The organism is Jannaschia seosinensis (assembly GCF_001408515.1).
Taxonomy (GTDB): Bacteria; Pseudomonadota; Alphaproteobacteria; order Rhodobacterales; family Rhodobacteraceae; genus Jannaschia; species Jannaschia seosinensis.
This window is the reverse complement of sequence record NZ_CYPR01000162.1, coordinates 36,909-60,152: the sequence shown is the minus strand read 5'-3', so window position 1 is coordinate 60,152 and position 23,244 is coordinate 36,909. Positions and strand designations below refer to the sequence as shown.

Annotated in this window: 25 protein-coding genes; 17 read left to right on the top strand and 8 right to left on the bottom strand. The window is 68.5% G+C overall.

The features are described from left to right. Nucleotides 1-39: 39 nt before the first annotated feature. From JSE7799_RS12640 to ruvC, 4 genes are all read right to left on the bottom strand, one after another. Nucleotides 40-687 carry a DsbA family oxidoreductase gene (locus JSE7799_RS12640; protein ID WP_055663939.1) on the bottom strand — a complete coding sequence of 216 codons (648 nt, stop codon included), beginning with the start codon at nucleotides 685-687 and terminating at the stop codon, nucleotides 40-42. Nucleotides 688-751: 64 nt separating this feature from the next. Next, nucleotides 752-1,771: a Holliday junction branch migration DNA helicase RuvB gene (gene ruvB / locus JSE7799_RS12635; RefSeq protein WP_055663938.1), complete on the bottom strand. Its 1,020-nt coding sequence runs from the start codon at nucleotides 1,769-1,771 to the stop codon at nucleotides 752-754. A 457-nt stretch (nucleotides 1,772-2,228) separates the two neighbouring features. After that, nucleotides 2,229-2,879, bottom strand: a complete 651-nt coding sequence (gene ruvA, locus JSE7799_RS12625) for a Holliday junction branch migration protein RuvA (protein ID WP_055663936.1) — start codon at nucleotides 2,877-2,879, stop codon at nucleotides 2,229-2,231. Next, nucleotides 2,876-3,373: a crossover junction endodeoxyribonuclease RuvC gene (gene ruvC / locus JSE7799_RS12620; protein ID WP_055663955.1), complete on the bottom strand. Its 498-nt coding sequence runs from the start codon at nucleotides 3,371-3,373 to the stop codon at nucleotides 2,876-2,878. The genes ruvA and ruvC overlap by 4 nt, the downstream gene beginning before the upstream one ends. 281 nt (nucleotides 3,374-3,654) lie before the next feature. On the opposite strand from ruvC, the gene JSE7799_RS21785 reads away from it, so the two are divergent. Then, nucleotides 3,655-3,858: a DUF1127 domain-containing protein gene (locus tag JSE7799_RS21785; protein ID WP_055663935.1), complete on the top strand. Its 204-nt coding sequence runs from the start codon at nucleotides 3,655-3,657 to the stop codon at nucleotides 3,856-3,858. A gap of 25 nt (nucleotides 3,859-3,883) precedes the next feature. On the opposite strand, the gene JSE7799_RS12610 is transcribed toward JSE7799_RS21785, so the two are convergent. After that, the gene (locus JSE7799_RS12610; RefSeq protein WP_055663934.1) at nucleotides 3,884-4,774 is read right to left on the bottom strand and encodes a 50S ribosomal protein L11 methyltransferase; all 891 of its coding nucleotides are present in this window, start codon (nucleotides 4,772-4,774) and stop codon (nucleotides 3,884-3,886) included. Between the two features lie 99 nt (nucleotides 4,775-4,873). Between JSE7799_RS12610 and JSE7799_RS12605 the strand changes: the two genes are divergently transcribed. The 15 genes from JSE7799_RS12605 to folD all read left to right on the top strand — a co-directional run bounded on the left by JSE7799_RS12605 (nucleotide 4,874) and on the right by folD (nucleotide 19,873). Next, the gene (locus JSE7799_RS12605) at nucleotides 4,874-5,518 is read left to right on the top strand and encodes a hypothetical protein (protein WP_055663933.1); all 645 of its coding nucleotides are present in this window, start codon (nucleotides 4,874-4,876) and stop codon (nucleotides 5,516-5,518) included. Beyond that, nucleotides 5,515-5,913: a tol-pal system-associated acyl-CoA thioesterase gene (gene ybgC / locus JSE7799_RS12600; RefSeq protein WP_055663932.1), complete on the top strand. Its 399-nt coding sequence runs from the start codon at nucleotides 5,515-5,517 to the stop codon at nucleotides 5,911-5,913. The genes JSE7799_RS12605 and ybgC overlap by 4 nt, the downstream gene beginning before the upstream one ends. Before the next feature lie 53 nt (nucleotides 5,914-5,966). Beyond that, nucleotides 5,967-6,791, top strand: coding sequence for a type VI secretion system-associated protein TagO (locus JSE7799_RS12595; RefSeq protein ID WP_055663931.1), 825 nt, complete (start codon nucleotides 5,967-5,969; stop codon nucleotides 6,789-6,791). A gap of 205 nt (nucleotides 6,792-6,996) precedes the next feature. Beyond that, nucleotides 6,997-7,695 (top strand): protein TolQ, encoded by a 699-nt coding sequence (gene tolQ / locus JSE7799_RS12590; protein ID WP_055663930.1) that lies wholly within the window; start codon nucleotides 6,997-6,999, stop codon nucleotides 7,693-7,695. Beyond that, nucleotides 7,696-8,190: an ExbD/TolR family protein gene (locus JSE7799_RS12585; RefSeq protein ID WP_055663929.1), complete on the top strand. Its 495-nt coding sequence runs from the start codon at nucleotides 7,696-7,698 to the stop codon at nucleotides 8,188-8,190. 3 nt (nucleotides 8,191-8,193) lie between these two features. After that, entirely contained in the window at nucleotides 8,194-9,378 is a 1,185-nt protein-coding gene (gene tolA, locus JSE7799_RS12580; RefSeq protein ID WP_055663928.1) for a cell envelope integrity protein TolA, read from the top strand. A 140-nt stretch (nucleotides 9,379-9,518) separates the two neighbouring features. After that, entirely contained in the window at nucleotides 9,519-10,823 is a 1,305-nt protein-coding gene (gene tolB / locus JSE7799_RS12575) for a Tol-Pal system beta propeller repeat protein TolB (protein WP_055663954.1), read from the top strand. Nucleotide 10,824: 1 nt separating this feature from the next. Beyond that, complete coding sequence (pal, locus tag JSE7799_RS12570) at nucleotides 10,825-11,370, top strand: peptidoglycan-associated lipoprotein Pal (RefSeq protein WP_370736658.1); 546 nt, start codon at nucleotides 10,825-10,827, stop codon at nucleotides 11,368-11,370. Beyond that, nucleotides 11,370-12,221 carry a tol-pal system protein YbgF gene (gene ybgF / locus JSE7799_RS12565; RefSeq protein ID WP_055663927.1) on the top strand — a complete coding sequence of 284 codons (852 nt, stop codon included), beginning with the start codon at nucleotides 11,370-11,372 and terminating at the stop codon, nucleotides 12,219-12,221. The genes pal and ybgF overlap by 1 nt, the downstream gene beginning before the upstream one ends. Nucleotides 12,222-12,228: 7 nt before the next feature. After that, nucleotides 12,229-13,461, top strand: coding sequence for a tRNA lysidine(34) synthetase TilS (tilS, locus tag JSE7799_RS12560; RefSeq protein ID WP_186201930.1), 1,233 nt, complete (start codon nucleotides 12,229-12,231; stop codon nucleotides 13,459-13,461). Between the two features lie 75 nt (nucleotides 13,462-13,536). Beyond that, nucleotides 13,537-15,450, top strand: a complete 1,914-nt coding sequence (gene ftsH / locus JSE7799_RS12555; protein WP_055663926.1) for an ATP-dependent zinc metalloprotease FtsH — start codon at nucleotides 13,537-13,539, stop codon at nucleotides 15,448-15,450. 162 nt (nucleotides 15,451-15,612) lie between these two features. Then, nucleotides 15,613-16,224 carry a hypothetical protein gene (locus JSE7799_RS12550; RefSeq protein WP_222101757.1) on the top strand — a complete coding sequence of 204 codons (612 nt, stop codon included), beginning with the start codon at nucleotides 15,613-15,615 and terminating at the stop codon, nucleotides 16,222-16,224. Nucleotides 16,225-16,501: 277 nt separating this feature from the next. Beyond that, nucleotides 16,502-16,774, top strand: a complete 273-nt coding sequence (locus tag JSE7799_RS22320) for a hypothetical protein (RefSeq protein WP_370736657.1) — start codon at nucleotides 16,502-16,504, stop codon at nucleotides 16,772-16,774. Between the two features lie 418 nt (nucleotides 16,775-17,192). Continuing rightward, nucleotides 17,193-18,869: a formate--tetrahydrofolate ligase gene (locus JSE7799_RS12545; RefSeq protein ID WP_055663924.1), complete on the top strand. Its 1,677-nt coding sequence runs from the start codon at nucleotides 17,193-17,195 to the stop codon at nucleotides 18,867-18,869. A 116-nt stretch (nucleotides 18,870-18,985) separates the two neighbouring features. Continuing rightward, nucleotides 18,986-19,873: a bifunctional methylenetetrahydrofolate dehydrogenase/methenyltetrahydrofolate cyclohydrolase FolD gene (gene folD / locus JSE7799_RS12540; protein WP_055663923.1), complete on the top strand. Its 888-nt coding sequence runs from the start codon at nucleotides 18,986-18,988 to the stop codon at nucleotides 19,871-19,873. Between the two features lie 6 nt (nucleotides 19,874-19,879). Here the strand turns inward: folD and JSE7799_RS12535 are convergent, their stop codons facing one another. Continuing rightward, the gene (locus JSE7799_RS12535; protein WP_055663922.1) at nucleotides 19,880-20,629 is read right to left on the bottom strand and encodes an alpha/beta fold hydrolase; all 750 of its coding nucleotides are present in this window, start codon (nucleotides 20,627-20,629) and stop codon (nucleotides 19,880-19,882) included. Between the two features lie 50 nt (nucleotides 20,630-20,679). Next, the gene (locus JSE7799_RS12530) at nucleotides 20,680-21,591 is read right to left on the bottom strand and encodes a pirin family protein (protein WP_055663921.1); all 912 of its coding nucleotides are present in this window, start codon (nucleotides 21,589-21,591) and stop codon (nucleotides 20,680-20,682) included. A 114-nt stretch (nucleotides 21,592-21,705) separates the two neighbouring features. On the opposite strand from JSE7799_RS12530, the gene JSE7799_RS12525 reads away from it, so the two are divergent. Further along, nucleotides 21,706-22,185, top strand: a complete 480-nt coding sequence (locus tag JSE7799_RS12525) for a hypothetical protein (protein WP_055663920.1) — start codon at nucleotides 21,706-21,708, stop codon at nucleotides 22,183-22,185. Between the two features lie 6 nt (nucleotides 22,186-22,191). Here JSE7799_RS12525 and cobT read toward each other — a convergent pair whose 3' ends face one another. After that, on the bottom strand, nucleotides 22,192-23,193 hold the full coding sequence (gene cobT, locus JSE7799_RS12520) for a nicotinate-nucleotide--dimethylbenzimidazole phosphoribosyltransferase (RefSeq protein WP_055663951.1): 1,002 nt from the start codon (nucleotides 23,191-23,193) through the stop codon (nucleotides 22,192-22,194). Between the last annotated feature and the right edge of the window lie 51 nt (nucleotides 23,194-23,244).

Sequence of the window (23,244 nt, the reverse complement as noted above, 5' to 3'; positions counted from 1 at the left end):
CCTGTGCCCGGTCGGCGGGGGAGACCTCGGCCGGTGCGCTCACTCCGCCTGCGCCTTCAGCTGCGCCGCGACTTCCTCGATCACCTGCCCCCAAAGCTCCGGCGGCTGCGCCCCGCGCAGGACGTGCTGATTGGCGAGAACGAAAGTCGGCACGCCGGTGACGCCGCGTTCCCGCGCATGCGCGTCGCGGGCCCGAATATCCTCGGCATCGGCGTCGGAGGCAAAAAGGCGCAGCAGCATATCGCGGTCGAGCCCGCATTCGGCGCCGATCTCGACGAGGGTCGCTGTATCGCCGATGTCGCGCCCTTTCTCGAAGTAACCTTCGAACAGGGCCTGCACGACGGCCGTCTGCTTCTGCTCCAGACCGGCCCAATGGATCAGGCGATGCGCGTCGAGGGAGTTCGGCGCCCGCGCGATCCCCTCGAAATTGATCTCCAGCCCCGCCTCGGATGCGGCCTCGACAACCGGAACATAGGCCTGCACGGCGCCCTCCTGCCCGCCGAATTTCGCCTCGAGATAGGCGCGCCGGTCCATCCCCTCCGGCGGCATGTCGGGGTTGAGCTGGAACGGATGCCATTCGATGGCGAAAGGATGCTCGGGGTGGCGCTGCAACGCCCGGAACAGGTGGGCCTTGCCAATGTAACACCACGGGCAGATCGGATCGGAAAGAATGTCGAGCTTGACCACGGCGGCCTCCTGTGGGGATCAGGGGGTACCTAGGCCCGTCCGGAGCCGGGTAAAACCCCGGACGTCAGTCGAACAGATCGCCCTCGCGTCGCGGCGCATCGAGCCCGAGATGCGTCCAGCCCTTCTGCGCCAGCATCCGTCCGCGCGGCGTGCGCGCGATGAGGCCCTGTTGCAGCAGGTAAGGCTCGATCACCTCCTCCAGCGAGTCGCGGCTTTCGGACAGGGCGGCCGACATCGTCTCGATCCCGACCGGGCCGCCGCCGTAATTCTCGGCGATCAGGCGCAGATACCTGCGGTCGGCGGAATCGAGGCCCAGCCCGTCCACGCCCAGCCGCGTGAGCGCGCCGTCGGCGATCTCGCGCGTCACGGTGCCGTCACCCTCGACCACGGCGAAATCCACGACACGGCGCAGCAGCCGTCCGGCGATCCGGGGCGTGCCCCGCGCGCGGCGCGCGATCTCCTGTGCGCCGTCCTCGGTGGCGGGCGTCCCCATCAGCCGCGCGCCGCGGGTGACGATCTGGTGCAGCTCGGCCACGGTGTAGAATTCCAGCCGCGTCGGGATGCCGAACCGGTCGCGCAGCGGCGTCGTCAGCAGGCCCATCCGCGTCGTCGCACCGACCAGCGTAAAAGGTTGCAGGTCGATCCGCACGGTCCGCGCCGCGGGCCCCTCGCCGATCACGAGATCCAGTGCGAAATCCTCGAGCGCCGGATAGAGTACTTCCTCCACCGCAGGGTTCAGGCGGTGGATTTCGTCGATGAAGAGGACGTCGCGGGCCTCCAGATTGGTGAGGATCGCGGCAAGATCGCCCGCCTTGGCCAGAACCGGCCCGGAGGTCATCCGGAACCCGACGCCGAGTTCGCGCGCCATGATCTGCGCCAGCGTGGTCTTGCCCAGCCCCGGCGGCCCGTGAAACAGCACGTGGTCCATCGCCTGACCACGGAGGCGCGCGCTTTCGATGAAGACGCGCAAATTTGCCCGCGCCTCCGCCTGACCAATGAACTCCGACAGCACTTGCGGGCGAAGCGCCCTGTCGTCGGACACCTCGTCGGGCACGTTCGGGTCGAGCAGGGGATCACGCTCCATTCACAGCCTCCATTGCGCGGGTGGGGCCGAACCGGACGGCTGGCATTCCGCAGACGCGTTCCGCTTCCAGCATGAGGGCCTGCCCGTCGGGCGAAGCTGCGACGGACGGGCTCACGGCATATTTGACCGGGACCGGCGCGTTCGTACTCGTTGCCTTGCACGGATCGCCTGCGGTCAGCCGCATGTCGACGGCGCACCGGCCTTGCCGATCCACCAACCGGCCGGATTGGACAAGGTGAAACGATCGAAGCGTCGCGTCATCTGGGTTTTCGGGAATTTTACCGTTCCGACAGCTATTCTTCATCATCACGGCGCGATGAATCCTTGCCCGTCGCGCAGCGTGGCGCAGCGCCTCATACACGCGAAGGCTGAGAAGCGGCCTCCACCACCGCGGTGCCGTCCCGCTCGTCTCACGGGGATCGGGACGCTCCGGCACGCCCTGCAGCATGGACATACCCTACTCTCCCGGCGCGAGACGGCGAAGGGCGGCGCGGATCAGGCCGCCGGTATCGTCGGCGTCCCCGGCGGCTTCGGCCACCGCGCGGGCGGCGTCGGTCGGCGCATAGCCGAGATTGGCCAAGGCCGACAGCGCCTCGGACTGGGCGGAGGAGGTCCGGACAGGGGCCGCCTTCTCCGTCGGGGCGGGATGCGCGGTCGGCGCGGCAGGCGCGTCGATCAGCGGATCGTCGGCCTCCATCAGCATCATCGCCGGCGCCTTGCCCTGCAATTCGTTGACGACGCGCTGCGCGATCTTCGGGCCGACGCCCGGTGCCGCCCGGACCGCCGCCGCATCCCCGAGCGCGATGGCCCGGGCCACGCCCTCGGCCCCGAGCGCCCCGAGGATCGCGAGCGAGCCGCGCGCCCCGATCCCCTGCACCGACGTCAGCAGACGGTGCCATTCCCGCTCCTGCACCGTCAGAAAGCCGAACAATTGCAGCAGATCCTCGCGTACGAGGAGTTCCGTCCAGAGCGCGACCGGCGATTTGACCGGCGGCAGGGCGGCAAGCGTTCGGTCGGAACAGAACACGACATACCCCACGCCGTTCACGTCGAGCAGGACGTGATCCGGCCCCCGGAAGTCGAGCCGCCCGGTCAGTCGCCCGATCATGCCCGCATCGCCGCCGCGAGGCGCCCCGAAGATTGCAGGTGAAAGGCATGGCACAGCGCGATAGCCAAGGCATCGGCCGCGTCGGCCGAATCGGGATCGCAACCCGGAAGCTGCATCTTCACCATATGCGCGACCTGCGCCTTGTCGGCGTGCCCCACGCCGACGACCGCCTTCTTGACCGTATTCGGCGCATATTCCCCGACCGTCAGCCCCGCTTGCGCGGGCACGAGCACCGCAACGCCCCGCGCCTGCCCAAGCTTGAGCGCAGACTGCCCCCCGGAATTGACGAAGGTCTCCTCGACCGCGGCGGCGTCGGGCCGGTGGGTGGCGAGGATTTCCGTCAGCATGACGTGCAGCGCGCAGAGCCGCGTGCCCATATCTGACCCCGTCGGCCGGCAGGTTCCGTTGGCGACATGCCGAAGCCGGGGGCCATCGACCGTGATCACCCCCCAGCCGCAGGCCCGAAGCCCCGGATCGATCCCCATGACGCGCATCCGCCCTGCCTCGATGTTCTCTCTTTGCCCCCGGCTAGCATGGCCGCCACGCCGGGACCAGTGTCGCCGGGCGCGCGGCCTGAAATCGCCCTGTTCGTGAGCCGTTCGCGACACCCTGTCGGTCGGCGCCGACAGATGCATCCCGAGGGGCTTCAAGACATTCCGCACGCGCATATGAGGCATGCAGATTTTGCGTTTGTGCAGCCGAAACGGGCCGAATAGCGCGGCAAAATCACCGCGGCCGTTCGGCCGCATCCCGGCACCGATCAACGGATGATACCATGGCGACCTACGACGACTTCCGCACCCACCGCCGCACCTCCATCTCCTCCATCTCCGGTTCGCTCCTGGCGATGCTGGGCCGTCTCATCGTCTGGAACGACCGCCGCGCAACGCTAAAGATCCTGTCGCGCCTGAGCGATTATCAACTGTCCGACATCGGGCTGGAGCGGGCCGACATCGTGCGCCGGACCTCCCGCCGCTGAGCGTGCTCCGCCGGGCGGCGCGGACTTACCTGCGCCGCAAGGTCAGCGTGGTCCAGTCGCCGAGAATGCGCCGATCCTTCAGATCGAACCCCGCGGCATCGTAGGCGGCGACCACATCGTCGGCCTGCGGGTTGAGGATGCCCGACAGGATCGCGTGCCCTCCGGCCGCCGCGTGGGCGGCGAGATCGGGGGCAAGTTCCACCAGCGGGCCCTTCAGAATATTGGCGAAGATCAGGTCGAACGGCGCGGCCGCCTTCAGGCGCGGATGGTCGAACCCGGCCGCCTCGATACATTCCACGCGCGCGCCCAGATCGTTCACCGCCAGGTTCGCCTGCGCCACCTCGACCGCCACGGCGTCGATATCGGAGGCGATGATCGGCACCTCGCTCCACACCTTCGCCGCCGCCATGGCGAGAACGGCGGTCCCCGCGCCGATGTCGGCCACCGGCCCCGGCGCGACCCCGTCCGTAAGCAGCGCCTCGAAGGCCAGCAGACAGCCCTGCGTCGTGCCGTGGTGGCCCGTCCCAAACGCCATCGCCGCCTCGATCAGCAAGGCGATGCGGTCATCCGGCACCTTGTCGGCGTCATGCGACCCGTAGACGAAGAACCGCCCCGCCTCGACGGGACGCAACTCGCGGCGGACATGCGCCACCCAATCGGTCGGCGGCACCTCGGAGACGGTAAAGGGCCGTGCGTCGAAGGCGGCCGCCAGAAGCGCGAGGCCGGTCTCGTCCGGCGCCTCGGCGAAATAGGCACCGACTTCCCAAAGGCCCGAGCCGTCCTCCATCTCGAACACGCCGATCCCGTCGGGCTCCATCGTCTCCTCGAGCGCGGTGCCCAGACCTTCGGCCTGCGCGCGCGATCCGAGCGTGGTCAGGGCCGTCCAGCTTGCCGGCGTGATGACAGGGTCGGTCATGGCGTGCTCCTTGGATTTGCCTGCCGATAGCTTCACCCCGCCCTGCCGTCCAGTCACCCGCTCTGGACGTCGCGCCGCGCGCCGTGGCAGGCAGGGTCCATGACACGCGGCCTCACCCCTCTTTCGCCCGACGACGTCACCGCGCTCTTCACGCGCGCCGACGGAGAGTTCTTCTTTGCCCGCTGGGGTCGTCCAATCGCGCCAGTCGTCTTCGGCGTGGAGCCGGAGACGGTCTCGATCCTCAAAGGCGCGATCGAGGCGCTGTGCGTGCTGACGGGCCACCGGATGTCCGAGACCGATCCGGAACTCGGCGCGAACCTGATGGTGTTCTTCCTGCGCGAGTGGTCAGAACTGACGGAGACGCCGAATCTTGACTGTCTCATCCCCGATCTGGGTCCGCTCGTCGCCCGGCTCGAGGCGGCGGAGGCGAACCAGTACCGCATCTTCCGCTTCGACGAGGACGGCGCGATCCGGGCGTGCTTCGCCTTTATCCGGATGGACGCGCATCTGACCGACGTGCCCGCCGAGACGCTCGCGCTCAACCAGATGGTGCAGGCGGTGCTGGTCTGGTCCGACACGGCGTTCACCGAGACCTCGCCGCTGGCCATCGCCGAGGGCCGCGCGATCCTGCGGCCCGATATCGGCGACCTGATGCGGGCGGCCTACGATCCAGTCCTGCCCGCGATGGCGCAGGATCCATCCCACGCGCTTCGCCTCGCCGCCCGCGTGGGCCGCGTCTCGTGAGCGAGTCGCATGTCTGGCCGGTCCGCGTCTATTACGAGGATGTCGATCTGGCCGGAATCGTCTATTACGCCAACTACCTGCGGTTCATCGAACGCGCCCGTTCCGAGATGGTCCGCGCGGCCGGCATCGATCAGGCCGAGATGCGCGGCCGCGGCCTCGTCTTCGCCGTCCTGCGGGTCGAGGCGGATTACCTCAAGCCCGCGCGCTATGACGACCGGCTCGAGATCCGCAGCGCGGTGGCATCCATGGGGCGCGCACGGTTCGTCATGGAGCAGGACGTCCTGCGCGACGGCGCCGTACTGTTCCGGGCGCGCGTCACGATCGTCTGCATGGACCTCTCGGGACGGCCGCAGCGGCTTCCACCTCTGATCTCCGCGCTCGCGCCGGACACGTAACGCTCCGTTAACCTCCTTTCGTGCAGGTTGCCACGAAACCGGAGGCTCGCTTCATGTCCGCGCAGATTCGCGTTTTCGCCTGTATCCTCGCCGCCCTTTCCGGCATCTCCATCGGCTACTCCCTGCCAAGGGACGCGGACGATCCGACAACCGCATTGGCAGAAGCAGCGCCCGTTTCGCGCGAGACGCGGACCGAAACGGCGGTTCCGGCCAAGCCCGAGCCGCCCATGACGCAGGCGACCCCCACACGCATCGGCTGGACCCTGCGGACGGAGCCTTCGGAACGCCCGGATCTCACGAATGTCTATCTTTCGGTGTCGAGCGACGAGCCGCTGCAATGCGGCCCCCGCCGGCGGGCAACTCTCCTGCTGCGCTGCTTCGAGAACAGAACCGCCATCTATGTCGCCCATGATTGCGCCACGCCGCCGTCCGATTCGGGCGACTGGCCGGTCAAGGTGCAGATCGACGACGGCGCCTCGCGATCCGTGCGCATGACGGTCGACAGCCGGGGCGAAGCATTCGGTCACTGGAACACCCAAAGCGCCCGTCCCCTGATCGAGACGCTGACGAACGCGCAGAGCCTGCATGTTCGTTTCGCCGACGCGACCGGCCTGCCCAACGACCTGCGTTTTCCGATTATCGATCTCGCCGCGCCGCTCAGCACCCTGCGCGAGGCGTGCCACTGGACCGATGCGCCCGTCACGCCGCAGGCGCCGACGCTGACGGCCTCCGCGCCGCCGGAAGCCGAAGCGCCGGCCTACGGAGGCATTCTGCGCAGCGCGCGGCTGAACTTCCTCGCGCCCCTCCCCCAGAGAGCGAGGGCCGGCCTGACCTTCGACACGCCCCTCGTCCCGATCGCGGCGGCGTCTCCCGGCTGATCCGTTGCGCGGGCGTCTTGATCCCGCCCTTCGTTGCAGACCATTTCAGGTTCGGCCCCTGATCGGCGGCGTTTCGCCCATATCGAACGGTTCGCAAGTTTCCGTGAGCCCCCCGATCCGCCTCGCCAAGGCGTTTTTCGTCTGCTAGGTGATTTGCCCATAATGCGGTCGAAAACGACCCGATCAACAAGGACGGGCAGTCCAGATGGAAACCGAAGTTCTGGCAGCCGCCAGCGAGATCGACTTTTCGATCTGGGCGCTGTTCCTGCGCGCGACCGTCGTCGTGCAACTCGTGATGATCATGCTGTTCGCGGCTTCGATCTGGGTCTGGGCGATCCTGATCCAGAAGGTCGTGCAGTTCCGCCGCGCCCGGACCCGCGCCGCCGCCTTCGACCGGGCCTTCTGGTCGGGCGAGCCGCTCGACGAGCTCTACGACCAGATCGGCGACAGCCCGAAATCCGCGTCGGAGCGGATTTTCGCCGCCGCCATGCGGGAATGGTCGCGCAGTCACCGCGACGATGGCGGCCTGATCACCGGCACGCAGTCCCGGATCGACCGCACGATGGACGTCGCCATCTCCAAGGAGCGCGACCGCCTGACCTCGGGGCTGACCTTCCTCGCCACGATCGGGTCGACCGCACCCTTCATCGGCCTGTTCGGCACGGTCTGGGGCATCAAGCACGCCTTTGAGCAGATCGCCATCAGCCAGAACACCAACCTCGCCGTCGTCGCACCCGGCATTGCCGAGGCGCTTCTGGCCACCGGCATCGGCCTCGTCGCCGCGATTCCGGCGGTGATCTTCTACAACAAGCTCAGCCGCGACAGCGATCGCATTCTCGGCAATTACGAAGCCTTCGCCGACGAGTTCGCCACCATCCTGTCGCGCCAGCTGGACGCCGCCTGAATGGCCGGCGGCATCGTCCAGCCCGGCGGCGGCACCCGCCGCAGGCGCCGCTCCTCCGGCGGATCGCGCCCGATGTCGGAGATCAACGTCACGCCCTTCGTCGATGTGATGCTGGTGCTGCTGATCATCTTCATGGTGGCCGCGCCGCTGCTGACCGCCGGCGTGCCGATCGAGTTGCCCGAAACCGCCGCCGCCCCCCTGCCGCAGGAGCAGGAGGAGCCGCTCGCGCTGACGATCGCGGCTGACGGTCGCGTCCTGATCGGGTCGACCGAGGTGCCGCGCGACGATCTCGTGCCGCGACTTCGCGCCATCGCGGGCGAGCGGCAGGGCGACAAGGTGTTCCTGCGCGCCGACGGCACCGTGTCCTATTCGGACGTGATGGTGGTGATGGGCGCGCTGAATGCCGGCGGCTTCCGCAATATCGGTCTCGTGACCGAGCCCGGCGGCCCGACCCTGAGCGGCGCAGGCGACGGCGCGGCGGATACGGGGCAGTAGCCCATGGAGACGCGCACCGCCGTCGCGATTTCCGGAACGGCCCATGCGGGCCTGCTGGGCTGGGCGCTGATCTCCGGCCTGTTCGCGCCCGTGCCGCCCGAGGACAGCATTGAGATCGCGGCGGTCTCGGTCATATCGTCCGCCGAATTCGACGCGATGATCGCGGCGGCGCCCGCCGACGTGCCGCCCGCCCCCGTCGCCCCGGAAGCACCAGCGACGCCCGACGCGCCCGCGCCCGCGCCCGCCGAGGAGACACCGCCCCCGCAGAGCGTCGCGCGCCCCGAGACCCCCGCGCCCTCCGCCCCGGACGCGCAGCCCGACTTCAGCCAGATCGCCCCGCCGCCGCAGGCCGATGTCGCCGCCGACACGCCGGATGCGCCCGCCCCGCCCGCGGCCCCCGCCGACGATCCGACGGCCGAGTTGTCGGATCGCCCCGCGCCGCGTCCGGCCGACATCGTTTCGACCCGGCCCAGCCCCGCGCCGCCGCCGATGGTCGACACCGCGCCGACAGTCGAGGCGCCGCCGACGCCGGAACCCGCCGAGGAAGAGCCCGCCGAGCCGTCGGAGGCACCGGCCGCCCCGGAGGAGACCGCGCCCATCATCGTGACGGAGGCCGACACGCCCGGACGCGCGCCTGAAAGCTCCACCCGTCCGTCCCGGCGCCCGAACCGGCCGACGCCCGTCGCGGCCGAGGAGGCCCCATCCGAGGCACCCGAGGAGCCGGAGCCGCCGCAGCAGGTCGCGGCCGCGCAGCAGAGCGAACCGAGCGAGCCTGTCGAGGACACGCCGGCGGCCATCGACACAAGCGCCGCCCTTGCGGAAGCCCGCGGCGGCGGCACGCCGGCCCCCGCCGCACCCGCCGGCCCCCCGCTCACCCAAGGCGAGAGGGACGGGTTGCGCGTGGCGGTCAGCCGCTGCTGGAACGTCTTCAGCCTGTCGACCGAGGCGCTGCGCACGACAGTGACGATCTACATGCAGATGGACCCGAACGGCGTGCCGAACCCCAACACGCTGCGTCTGGTCGGGTTCGAGGGTGGCTCGCAGGCGGCGGCGCAGCAGGCCTTCGAGGTCGGCCGCCGCGCCATCTTCCGGTGCGGCCGCGACGGGTTCGACCTGCCGCCCGAGAAATACGAGCAGTGGAAGGAGATCGAGATGTCCTTCGACCCGTCGCAGATGCGCCTGCGCTGATGAAACACGCGCACGTGAGCGCCGCGCGCGGCAGAACGGTTGAGAAACCGCGCCACTTTGGCGATACCGAAGCAATCTCCGCTAAGGAAACGAAGAGGTCTAGGGTGAAGACATTTTTCAAAGGCCTCTGCGCCGCGCTGATGCTGGCGCTGCCGCTATCCGTTCCTGCCACCGCGCAGGATGCGGCGCCCGGCCCGCTGCGCATCACCATCACCGACGGTGTGATCGAGCCGCTGACCGTCGCGGTCCCGCCCTTCGTGGCGCGCAATCCCGCGGCGCAGGATCTGGCCGAGGACATCTCCCGCGTCATCGCCGCCGACCTGTCCAATACCGGCCTGTTCCGCGAGATCCCGCGCGATGCGCATATCTCGCGCGTCTCCAGCTTCGACGCTCCGATCGAGTATTCCGACTGGAAGGCGATCAACGCGCAGGCCCTGATCACGGGATCCGTCCTCGTCGAGCCCGACGGGCGGATCGTGGTGCAGTTCCGCCTGTTCGACGTCTTCTCCGAACAGCCGCTCGGCGACGGGCTGCAATTCGTCGGCACGGCGGATGGCTGGCGGAGAATGGCCCACAAGGTCGCCGATGCCGCCTATTCGCGCATCACCGGCGAAGGCCCCTATTTCGACAGCCGCGTCGTCTTCGTCAGCGAGACCGGCCCGAAGGATGCGCGCCAGAAACGGCTTGCGGTCATGGATTACGACGGCGCGAACGTGCAGTACCTGACCTCCTCGGACTCCATCGTGCTGGCCCCGCGCTTTTCGCCCGATGGCACGAAAATCATCTATACGGGCTACGAATCCGGCTTTCCCCGCGTGACCGTCATCGACGTGGGCACACTGGAGAAGCAGACCGTCGGCGGCGTCGACCAGAACATGAGCTTCGCCCCCCGGTTCTCGCCCGATTCCGGCCGGGTCGTCTATTCGGCCGAGGTCGCCGGCAATACGGACCTCTACGTCCTCGACCTCGCATCCGGAACGACGAACCGCCTGACCACGGCGCCCTCGATCGAGACGGCACCCAGCTTCTCGCCCGACGGCAGCCGGATCGTGTTCGAAAGCGACCGCTCCGGTCAGCCGCAGCTTTACGTCATGCCCGCCTCGGGCGGCGACGGCAGCAGGATCAGCTATGGCGAGGGCCGCTACGGCACCCCGGTCTGGAGCCCGAAGGGAGATTACATCGCCTTCACCAAGCAGAATGCCGGCCGCTTCCATATCGGGGTGATGCGCACCGACGGCTCCGAGGAGCGGCTTCTGACGGGCGCATTCCTCGACGAGGGGCCGACCTGGGCACCGAATGGCCGCGTCGTGATGTTTACCCGCGAAACGGCGGGGGCGCAGGGTGCGCCGGCGCTCTATTCGGTCGATATCACCGGCCGCAACCTTCAACGCGCCGCGACGCCCGCGGCCGCCTCCGACCCCTCCTGGGGCCCGCTACTGCAATAGGATCACGCACATGATTTCCAAGATTTCCAAGACCGCCCTCATCCTCGCCACGACGCTCGCGCTCGGCGCCTGTGGCGACCGGCTCGGCGCGGGCGGCGGTGCCGGCGGCCAAGGGTTCGACGGCGCGGGTGTCGGCGCGAATGCCGGCGGCTTCACCCCCGGCGGGCCGAACGATCCGGCCTCGGCCGCCTATTTCCAGCAGAATATCGGCGACCGCGTTCTCTTTGCCGTCGACCAGTCGAATCTGAGCGCCGAGGCGCAGACCGTGCTCGCCGGGCAGGCGCAGTGGCTGAATGCCAATCCGGGCTACACCGCGCTGATCGAGGGGCATGCCGACGAACAGGGCACGCGCGAATACAACCTCGCGCTCGGTGGACGCCGGGCCAATGCGGCGCGCGACTACCTGATCAGCCAAGGCGTCTCGGCCGGCCGCCTGCGCACGATCAGCTACGGCAAGGAGCGTCCGCTCCAGATCTGCTCGACCGAGGCCTGCTATAGCCAGAACCGCCGTGCCGTCACGGTACTGGCCGCCGGGGCAGGCGTGTGATGCGCGCGCGCCTCGCCATCGCCTTCGTGGCGGCGCTGGCGGCGCCGGTCTCGCTGCCCGCCTTTGCACAGCAGGACCGGACGCAGACGCTTGCCGACATCCGCCAGCAGCTCGCCGTGCTCAACGTCGAGCTCCAAGGGCTGCGCACCGAGCTGAACACGACCGGCGCGCCGAACATGGCGGTCGGCGGCTCCACGGTGCTCGACCGTGTGAACGCGATCGAGCAGGAATTGCAGCGGCTGACCCAGGCGACCGAGCGGATGGAATTCCGCATCGAGAGCGTGTCGCGCGACGGTGCCGCCCGCATCGAGGATCTGCGGTTCCAACTCTGCGAGCTGACCGAGGAATGCGACCTCACGGCGCTTCCCAACCCTGGCCCCTTGGGCGAGGCGGATGCGGACGACACCGAAAGCCCCGCCTCCGACGGCATCCTGTCGACCGCGCCGACCACGACCGGCCCGCAACTCGCGGTGAGCGAGCGGGCCGAGTTCGACGCGGCCAAGACGGCGCTCGATTCAGGCGACACCGCCGCGGCGGCCGAGGCGTTCGGCCGCTTCGTCACCGCCTATCCGACGGGTCCTCTGACCGGCGAGGCGCAGTTCCTGCGCGGTCAGGCGCTCGCCGCCGAGAACCGTCACGCCGAAGCGGCCCGCGGCTATCTGGAGAGCTTCTCGGGTACGCCCGAAGGTCCGTATGCGGCCCGCGCTCTGGTCGGGTTGGGCACCGCGCTCGGCGCTCTCGGGCAGCGCGACGAAGCCTGCCTGACGCTGTCCGAGGTCGCCGTCCGGTTCCCCGACTCGCCGGCCGTCGCGCAGGCGAGTGCCGCGATGTCGGGCCTCGACTGTTCCTGACGCGCCCTTGTCCGGCGACGCGATCGACGCGGTCGCGCGCCGGATTGCGGCGCTGTTGACCGCCGCACACTCCGACCCGCTCGGTGTCGCCGTCTCCGGCGGCAGCGATTCCACCGCGCTTCTTCTCGCCGCGGACGCGGTCTCGCGAAGCACGGGCATTGGCCTCCATGTCGTCACCGTGGATCACGGCCTGCGCCCCGAGGCCCAAGCGGAGGCCCGGCAGGTTGCGGCCCTGTGCGAAAGTCTGGGTCATCCGCATGAGGTAATCCGCCTCCGCGTCGCCCCCGGCCCCAATCTGCAGGCGCGCGCCCGCACCGCGCGTTACGATGCCATCGCCGAGGCGGCTCCTATCGGCAGGGAAGCGGTCCTCCTTGGCCATACCGCCGACGACGTGGCCGAAACGATGATGATGCGCCTCGCCCGTGCCTCCGGCATCGACGGATTGGCGCGGATGGCAGAAGGGCGTCACGACCGGAACCTGCACTGGCTTCGCCCCGCCCTGACGGTCCGGCGCGCGGACCTGCGTGCCGCCCTCACCGCCCGCAGAATCGGCTGGTCCGAGGATTCCTCCAACGAGGATGCGACGTTCGAGCGCGTGGCCGCACGGCAGGCCATCGCCAGCCTCGGCCTCGACGTCGCGAGCATCGCGGCCTCGGCGGCGGTGCTGGAGGAGGCGCGTATCAGCCTCGTCGCCCATGCAACGCAAATCGCCGCGCGATACGTGCGGGAGGATCGCGGCGATCTCCTGCTCGACCGGGCGGCGCTTGCGGCCCTCCATGCCGACGATCCCGATCCCGTCCCGCGGATCCTTCTTGCCGCGCTGCGCTGGATTGGGGGGCGCCCTTACGGTCCACGCCACGCCGAACGAACGCGCTTCGTCGCAAATGCATTGGAGGGCCGAACGGCGACGCTGGCCGGATGCCGCATGTCCGACGAGACCGGGACGCTGCGCATCGCGCGCGAGGCCGCGTTCTGCGCGCCGCCCGGCCCTACGGACCGGCCTTGGGACGTACGATGGCATTGTTCCGGACCGCACCGCCCCGGCCTGACGGTCGGCGCCCTGGGCCACGATATCACGCAGACGCCATGGCGCGAGGCCGGCCTGCCGCGCATGTCGCTTCTGGCATCGCCGGCGATCCGCGACGGCACGCGGCTGATCGCCGCGCCGCTGGCCGGATTATTCACGGAATGGAGCGTGTCATTGCGTCCGACCTTCGCTCAGGTGCTGATCGCCCGTTGAACCCATGGCCCAGATGCTTATCTTGTCGCTTGATCCAACGCGCGGACCAGACCCGCGCCATCGGGAGTACTTTTCTTGGGAAACGCGCGCACTATCGCCTTCTGGGTCGTTCTTTTCGTCCTCGTCATGGCGCTGTTCCAGATCTTTTCGGGGGGCAATTCCGCGATGTCTTCGCGTGAGGTCCCCTATTCGGAGTTCATCGATCAGGTGGAGAGCGGCTCCGTCACCTCGGTTGAGCTTGATGGCGAACGCATCGTCTTCGACAGCGCGTCCGGCGCCCAGTTGACGACGATCAAGCCGGCCGATGTCGACGTGACCGAAACGCTTCTGGCCAATGACGTCGCCATTGCCGCCCGCAGTCAGGAGACATCTGGCTTCCTCAGCGCGCTGTCGCTCTGGCTGCCGTTCCTGTTGCTGATCGGTATCTGGATTTTCTTCATGAACCGGATGCAGGGCGGCGGCAAAGGCGGCGCCATGGGGTTCGGCAAGTCCAAGGCCAAGATGCTGACGGAAAAGAGTGGCCGCGTCACCTTTGACGACGTGGCCGGCATCGACGAGGCCAAGGACGACCTCGAGGAGATCGTCGAATTCCTGCGCAACCCACAGAAGTTCTCGCGCCTTGGCGGCAAGATCCCCAAGGGCGCCCTGCTGGTCGGCCCTCCGGGCACCGGTAAGACGCTTCTGGCCCGTGCCGTGGCGGGCGAAGCGGGTGTGCCCTTTTTCACCATTTCGGGCTCGGACTTCGTCGAGATGTTCGTCGGCGTCGGCGCCAGCCGCGTGCGCGACATGTTCGAGCAGGCCAAGAAAAATGCGCCCTGCATCATCTTCATCGACGAGATCGACGCGGTCGGCCGTTCGCGCGGCGCGGGCTATGGCGGCGGCAACGACGAGCGGGAGCAGACGCTGAACCAGCTTCTGGTCGAGATGGACGGCTTCGATGCCAACGAGGGCATCATCATCGTCGCGGCCACGAACCGTCCCGACGTGCTCGACCCGGCGCTGCTGCGTCCCGGCCGTTTCGACCGGCAGGTCCAGGTGCCCAACCCGGATATCAAGGGCCGCGAGAAGATTCTCGGCGTCCATGCGCGCAAGGTTCCCTTGGGTGCGGATGTCGATCTGCGCATCATCGCCCGCGGCACGCCCGGCTTCTCCGGTGCCGACCTGGCCAACCTGGTCAACGAATCGGCGCTGATGGCCGCAAGAATCGGCAGGCGCGTCGTCACGATGGACGATTTCGAGCAGGCCAAGGACAAGGTCATGATGGGTGCGGAGCGTCGCTCCATGGTCATGTCCGAGGACGAGAAGAAGCTGACCGCCTATCACGAGGCGGGCCACGCGATCGTCGGCCTCAACGTCCCGCAGCACGATCCCATCCACAAGGCGACGATCATTCCGCGTGGCCGGGCCTTGGGTCTCGTTTTGTCGCTGCCGGAGCGGGATCGCATCTCGGCCAGCTACCAGTGGTTCACCTCGCGGATCGCGATGGCCATGGGCGGCCGCGTCGCCGAGGAGCTGACGTTTGGCAAGGAAAACATCACTTCGGGCGCGAGCCAGGACATCAAGCAGGCGACCCAGATCGCCCGCGCGATGGTCACTCAATACGGCTATGCCGAAGAGCTCGGTCTGGTGGATTACGCCAACGAGCAGCAGAGCTTCCTCGGAGGCTATGGCGGCGGCACGAACCACTCCAGCGAGACGCAGAAGCTGATCGACGACAAGGTCAAGGCCATCATCCACGAGGGCTACGAGACCGCCAAGCGCATCCTGACGGAAAAAAACGACGCGCTCGAAAATCTCGCTCAGGGCCTTCTTGAATACGAGACGCTGACGGGTCCGGAGATCATGAAGGTGATCAACGGAGAGCCGCTGAAGCGGGGGGACGATGACGACGGCGCCGACACGACCGGCGGCTCCAGCCTGACGTCGATCCCGAAGACCAAGCCAAAACCGAAGGCGCCCGGAATCGATCCAGCACCGGAACCCACCTAATCTCTTCTAAAGCCCCGGTCTCTGACCGGGGCTTGTTCGTGGCGGTCTACCCTGTCCGCCGGCAACCGCTTTCATCGTCCGAAGCGGCCGGATAGAGGTCCGCCGAAACGCCGCAGGAACGGATTGATCGATTTGACCTCCCCCCATGACACAAAGGCGGGCGTGGCACTGCCGCTTGCGCTCGCCTCCGCACTCGTCCTCCTGACACTCCTGTTCGTCCGGGGCGAAAGCGGCCTTTACGGAGAAGATGGCCCGGTGGAGGTCGCGACGATCGTCGCCTATCTTTGCGCGGCCTTGCTCTATGCCTGGCTGGTGCCGGGCCTCGCCTTCGGACGGGAATGGCAAATTCCCGTTACGCTGATCCTCGCGATCCTGCGGGAAATGGATCTCGACAAGTCGCTGCTGTCCGGCGGGATCCTGAAGTCCCGCTTCTACACCGGCGATTATCCGTTGTGGGAAAAGGCCATCGGGCTGGCCATCGTGATCTTCGCCTTGTGGACGGGTGTGCGCCTGGTCCGCCGCGGCTTGCCTGCCATGGTGCGTGGAGTTCGCGACGGGCAGGTCTGGCCATGGCTCGTCGCGCTCTCCGTCGCGCTCGTCGTCATCGCAAAGGGCGTGTTTGACGGCCTGGGACGGAAACTGCTTCCCTTCGGCGTCGAGGTGCCTCAGGACGTTGTCGACAGCTTCGCCCGTGCCGAGGAGTGGATGGAACTGGGCACGGCCATCTTCGCCATGGTCGCCATTCCCCTTTGGTACGTGAGCCGCAGACGCTGAACCACACGGCAGGTCCGAAGTCGCAACCGAAGGACCGCCATGCCGTCACTCATCCCGACGATTTCCGTGGCCGGATCACGTGGCTCGGCGTCGTTCCGGGTCGTGCCGCCGCTCTCGCCTCCCTGCCATGTGCGGAACTGGTGCTGACCTTCGCGGGTCCGGCGGGCAAAGCACATGGCGGCCTGACCCGGCCCTCCTGTAGTCGGTCGTCTCACAGCACCCCAAGGAGACTGAAATCCGGAACGTCCGCCAACTCTCCGTTGTCTCGTCGGAGGAAGTGGCGCAGATTGCTGCCGGTATCGGCGTGACCGGCTTGGACCCGGCCCATATCGGCGCCACCCTCGTCGTCTCAGGGATACCCGACCTGACGTATCTGCCGCCGTCCTCGCGCCTGCAGGCCGAGGGCGGGGCCACGATGGTCGTCGACATGGCGAACCGACCCTGCCACCTGCCGGCGCCTAATCATCGACACAGGCGCCCCAGGTCATGGCCTACGGTTCAAGGCCGTCGCCGAGGGCCGTCGCGGTGTGACGGTGTAGGTGGAGCGTGAGGGCGTAATCCGACTCGGCAAGCGTCTGAGGCTGCACATCCCCGACCAGAGGCCGTGACGAGGTGTCTGATTGTCCCGACGGGTTCAGGCCAGCGCGAGGCCCGTGAGGATCGCGAGACCGAGGCCGGTGGCAAAACCGGCATGGATGCAGATACTGTGGACGCTCATGGGCGATCTCCTCAATAGGCAGTTCTTTGCCGACATTTCCCCACCGCCTTGCCAGGCTAACATCTAACGATCCCTTACAGTTCCCCGATTCGCACCGTTCAACTTCGGAACAATTCGTTTCCGATGCGCACCCGGCGCCCTCCGCGATCCCCCACAACGCCGTCCCGGAACGCGAACAGGTCGGTTTTCGCGCGCACCCCCCGTCCCCGAACGTCTTATTGCGGAGGGGAAACACGAAGGGAGCCAGCCCGTGAGCCACAAGACCGACATCCAGATCGCCCGCGAAGCCAGGAAGCAGCCGATCCGCGAGATCGGCCAACGCATCGGGATCGGCGAGGACGACCTGCTGCCCTATGGCCACGATAAGGCGAAGGTCTCCCAGCGCTTCATCGACGGCGTGTGTGACCGCCCGAACGGCAAGCTGATCCTCGTGACGGCGATCAACCCGACCCCCGCCGGCGAGGGCAAGACGACCACGACGGTGGGCTTGGGCGACGGGCTCAACGCCATCGGCAAGAACGCGATGATCTGCATCCGCGAAGCGTCGCTGGGCCCCAATTTCGGCATGAAGGGCGGCGCGGCCGGCGGCGGATATGCGCAGATCGTGCCGATGGAGGAGATGAACCTCCACTTCACCGGTGATTTCCACGCCATCACCTCGGCGCACAGCCTGCTGTCGGCGATGATCGACAACCACATCTACTGGGGCAACGAGTTGGATATCGACGTGCGCCGCGTCGTCTGGCGGCGGGTCGTCGACATGAACGACCGCGCGCTGCGCCAGATTACGGCCTCGCTCGGCGGCGTGGCCAACGGCTTCCCGCGCGAGACGGGTTTCGACATCACCGTCGCCTCCGAAGTGATGGCCTGCCTGTGCCTCGCCACCGATCTGTCGGACCTCCAGCGCCGTCTGGGCGACATGATCGTGGCCTACCGGCGCGACCGCACCCCGGTCTTCTGCCGCGACATCAAGGCCGACGGCGCGATGACGGTGCTGCTGAAGGACGCGATGCAGCCGAACCTCGTCCAGACGCTCGAAAACAATCCCGCCTTCGTGCATGGCGGGCCCTTCGCGAACATCGCCCATGGCTGCAACTCGGTCATCGCCACGACGACCGCGCTCAAGCTGGCCGACTACGTCGTCACGGAGGCGGGCTTCGGCGCGGATCTCGGCGCCGAGAAGTTCATGAACATCAAATGCCGCAAGGCGGGCCTCGCCCCCGATTGCGTCGTGCTCGTCGCCACGGTGCGGGCGATGAAGATGAATGGCGGCGTCGCCAAGGCCGATCTGAGCGCCGAGAATGTTGAGGCGGTGCGTGCGGGCTGCGCCAATCTCGGGCGCCATATCGGCAACGTGAAATCCTTCGGCGTTCCCGTCGTCGTCGCCATCAACCACTTCACCGGCGACAGCGCGGCCGAGGTGCAGGCGGTGCAGGATTACGTCGCCAGCCAGGGTTCGGAGGCGATCGTGTCGCGGCACTGGGCCGACGGATCCGCCGGGTCGGCCGACCTTGCGCGCCGGGTGGCCGAAATCGCCGATGCGGGGCAAGCCAACTTCGCGCCGCTCTATCCCGACGAGATGGGCCTGTTCCAGAAGATCGAGACCATCGCCAAGCGGATCTATCACGCCGATGCGGTGCTGGCCGACAAGAAGGTCCGCGACCAGCTCAAGGCGTGGGAGGACGAGGGCTATGGCCACCTGCCGATCTGCATGGCCAAGACGCAATATTCCTTCTCGACCGACCCGAACCTGCGCGGCGCGCCGACCGGCCATTCCGTACCCGTGCGCGAGGTGCGGCTTTCGGCGGGGGCCGGGTTCGTGGTGGTGATCTGCGGTGAGATCATGACCATGCCGGGCCTGCCCCGCGTGCCCAGCGCCGAGAATATCCGCCTCAACGATGCCGGCGAGGTCGAGGGGTTGTTCTGACAGGCGTCCGCGTCGCAGACGTTGCCGGCGGGATGCGCGTTCGCCAGAAGCGCATCCCGCCGGCAACGAACCCGAGCCCCGGATCCCCGCGATCCGGCCCCTCCAGAGGAGCCCCCATGACCGCCACCATCATCGACGGCAAAGCCTTCGCCGCCACCATCCGCGCCCGCGTCGCCGAAGAGGTCGCACGTGTGAAGGCGGCGGGCGTCACGCCGGGCCTTGCGGTCGTTCTGGTCGGCGAGGATCCCGCCAGCGCGGTCTATGTGCGCAACAAGGGCCGCCAGACGCTCGAGGCCGGGATGCATTCCGAGGAGCACCGCTTGGATGCCACCGCCTCGGAGGCGGAGGTGCTGGACATCGTCGCGCGGCTCAACGCCGATCCGGCCATTCACGGCATTCTCGTGCAGCTCCCCCTGCCCGACCATATCGATGCGGGCCTCGTCATCGACGCGATCGATCCCGACAAGGACGTGGACGGTTTCCACATCTCGAATGTCGGCCGGCTCGCCACCGGGCAGAAGGCGCTCGTCCCCTGCACGCCGCTGGGTTGCCTGATGATGCTGCGCGACCATCTGGGCGATCTTTCGGGGCGGGAGGCCGTTGTGATCGGCCGGTCGAACATCGTCGGCAAGCCGATGGCGCAGCTTCTGTTGCGCGACAGCGCGACGGTCACGATCGCCCATTCGCGCACCGCCGACCTGCCGGCCGTCGTGCGGCGCGCCGATATCGTCGTGGCCGCCGTGGGGCGCCCGAAGATGGTGACGGGCGACTGGATCAAACCGGGCGCGACCGTGATCGACGTGGGCATCAACCGCGTCCCGAACGGCGAAAAGAACCGGCTGGTGGGCGATTGCGACTTCGAATCCTGCGCCGCGGTCGCGGGCGCGATCACGCCGGTGCCGGGCGGCGTCGGCCCGATGACCATCGCCTGCCTTCTGGCCAACACCGTGACGGCCTGCTGCCGTGCGCATGGCCTGCCGGAGCCGGAGGGCCTGACGGCCTGAGCCGCGTCAGGCGTCGAGGAACACCCGCACGGCCGCCTCGAATTCTCGCGGCTTCTCGGCGTGCAGCCAATGGTTCGCGCCGGGGATCTTCGCGAAGCGCGCCGCCGGGAACAATTCCCGCACGCGGTCGCGGTGCTCCGACCTGACATAGTCGCTTTCGCCCCCCGACAAGAAAAGCGCGGGCCTCTCGAACGTGCCGTCGACCTCCGGAAAGCCTACGATCTTCGACATCTCGCGCTCCAGCACGTCGAGGTTCAGCATCCAGCGCCCCTCGTTCGCATCGACCGATTGCAGCAGGAACGACCGCGTCCCCCCGTCGGGCACCTGCGAAAGCTGCGCGGCCGCGTCGGAGCGGCGGCTGACGGTGGCGAAATCCACGCCGCGCATCGCGTCGATCAGATGCGCCTGACTGTGCCCGTAGGTTACCGGCGCGATATCGGCCACCACGAGCCGCCGCACCGCCTCCGGCCGCGTCAGCGCCAGAACCATCGCCGCCTTCCCGCCCATGGAATGTCCCAGCACGTCATGCGGACGATCGCCGATCACCTCGGCCAGATCGGCCGCGAGATCGTGATAGGAATGGGTATCGTGCCACGGGCTCGCACCATGGTTGCGCATGTCCACCGCGACGACCTCGCGCGCATCCGCAAGGCGCGTGGCGATCACCCGCCAATTCCGCGCCGACCCGAACAGGCCATGCGCGATCAGAAGGGGGGGAGCATTCGTGGGTTCGCCGTGGCGGATGACGTTCAGCATGGCGCAGACGTAGCGCCCCGCCGGCGCGAAGGCCAGCGGGACGCGCGGGATCAGTGGGCGGGCCGGATGAACGTCCCGTTCCGCAGCTCGCGCATCGCCTGCTTCAACTCGTCCTGCGTGTTCATCACGATCGGCCCGTGCCACGCGACGGGCTCCTGGATCGGCGCGCCGGAGACGAGGAGGAACCGCACGCCCTCCGGCCCGGCCTGCACGGTAATCTCGTCGCCCGTGCCGAAGCGGACCAGCGTGCGGTTGCCCGACAGGTCGCGGATGTTGACCTCCTGCCCGGCCACTTCCTTCTCCAGCAGAACCCCCTGCGGTGCGGATGCGTCCGAAAACCGCCCCGCCCCCGCGAAGACATAGGCGAAGGTCTGGCGGTAGGTGTCGACCTTGAACCGACGCTTCACGTTCGGCGGCACCGAGATGTCGAGATATTGCGGATCCGCCGCGATCCCGTCCACCGGCCCCGTCTTGCCCCAGAACGTGCCCATCACGATGCGGGCCGTGGTGCCGTCATCCTCGGTGACGACCGGAATGTCGTCGCCCCCGATGTCCTGATAGCGCGGCGCCGTCATCTTCAGCGACGACGGCAGGTTCGCCCAGAGCTGGAAGCCGTGCATCCGCCCCTGCGCATCGCCGCGCGGCATCTCCTGGTGCAGGATGCCGGAGCCGGCCGTCATCCACTGGACCGAGCCGGCCCCGAGCGTGCCGCGATTGCCCAGCGAATCACCGTGCTCGACCTCGCCGGCCAGAACGTAGGTGATGGTCTCGATCCCGCGATGCGGGTGCCAGGGAAAGCCCTCCTTGTAGAGCTCCTCGTGGTCGCCCCGGAAATCATCAAACAGCAGGAACGGATCCTGCTCCGACGGATCGCCGAAGCCGAAGGCGCGGTGCAGATGCACGCCCGCCCCTTCCATGGTCGGTCGGGCCTCGCGGGTCTCGAGGACGGGTCTGAGGGACATGGCGCGTCTCCTGAATCTGGTGTTGACGCCGAGGTAGGCGCCCCCTGCCCGCGACACAACTTGCCCGCGCGAACCGTCGTTGTGCGCCCCCGCGCGGGGCGCTAGGGCAGGCGCATGTCCGCACCGCTCCACATCGTCCGCGCCTCTCCGTCCCGCCGCGCCTTCGCCGTGGGGGTGCAGGGGATCCTAGGCCTGCTTCTTCTGTGGATCGCGCTGGCCTCTCCGCCGGCAGACCTCGGCTGGCGGGCGTTCCTCGTGGTGGCGGGGGTCGCGGCGCTGCTGCTGGCGTGGCGGGGATGGGAGCGTTCGGGCGTGGCGTTGATCCTCGATGCGGACGGGCTGCGGCAGGAGGACGGCACCTGGATCGCCGCGATGGACGACATCGACTCCGTTGACCGGTCGCTGTTCACCTTCAAGCCGTCGAACGGCTTCCTGATCCGCCTGCGCCGCCCCCTCGGCCGCGCCTGGGCGCCCGGTCTCTGGTGGCGCGTCAATCGCCGCGTCGGCGTGGGCGGCGTGACCAACGGCCGCGACACGAAGATCCTCGCCGATGCGCTGTCCTTCATGGTGGCGGAGCGGGACGCGGAGCGCTGACGCGCCTCAGCCCCCCGCCACCCCCGCCTCGGAAAACGTCGCCATCCCCGAATGGCAGGCCAGCGCGCCGCGCAACACCTGGATCGCGAGCGCCGCGCCCGAGCCCTCGCCCAGCCGCAGGCCCAGCGACAGGAGCGGCGCCATCCCGAGCGCGTCGAGCATCCGCCCATGCGCGCCCTCGGCCGACAGGTGCCCGGCGACGCAATGATCCAGCGCACCCTTCTCCTCGGCCCAGAGCGTCAGCGCCGCCGCCGTGCAGATGAACCCGTCGAGGATCACCGGCACGCGCCGCGCCCGTGCGCCCGCGATGGCGCCCGCCATGGCGGCAAGCTCCCGCCCGCCGAACGCCGTCAGCACGCCCAGACCCGTCCGGTCGGCATTGACCGCCAGCGCGCGCGCCACCGCCGCCTCCTTGCGCGCGAGCCCGGCATCGTCCACCCCCGTTCCCCGCCCGGCCCAGCCGTTGCCGCCAAGGATCGCGGAGGCCAGCGCCGTGGCCGAGGTCGTGTTGCCGATCCCCATCTCCCCCACGACCAGGACATCCGTCCCGTCCGCCACCGCGCCCCATCCGCGCGCGAAGGCGGCGCAGGCCTCGGCCTCCGCCATCGCGGGGCCTTGGGTGAAATCCGCCGTCGGCCGGTCGAGATCGAGCGCGTGGACATCGAGCCGCGCCCCCGCAAGATCGGCGAGCTGGTTGATCGCGGCGCCTCCGGCTTCGAAATTGGCAACCATCTGGGCGGTCACCTCGGTGGGAAAGGCGCTGACCCCCTGCGCGGCGATCCCGTGATTGCCCGCGAAGACGAGGATCTGCGGCGCCGCGACGCGCGGCCGCGCCTCCCCGCGCCAGCCCGCGTACCAGATCGCCAGCTCCTCCAGCCGGCCCAGCGATCCCGGCGGCTTGGTCAGCTGCGCGTCACGCTTGCGCGCCGCCACGCGCGCGGCGTCATCGGGTTCCGGCAGCGCGGCGAGCGCGGCGCGAATCGCGGCGTGGCTGGACAGGTCGGTCATCGGCATCTCCCGGTTCGGCCCGGTCTTTACCGGCTCTGTCCGGAGCGATAG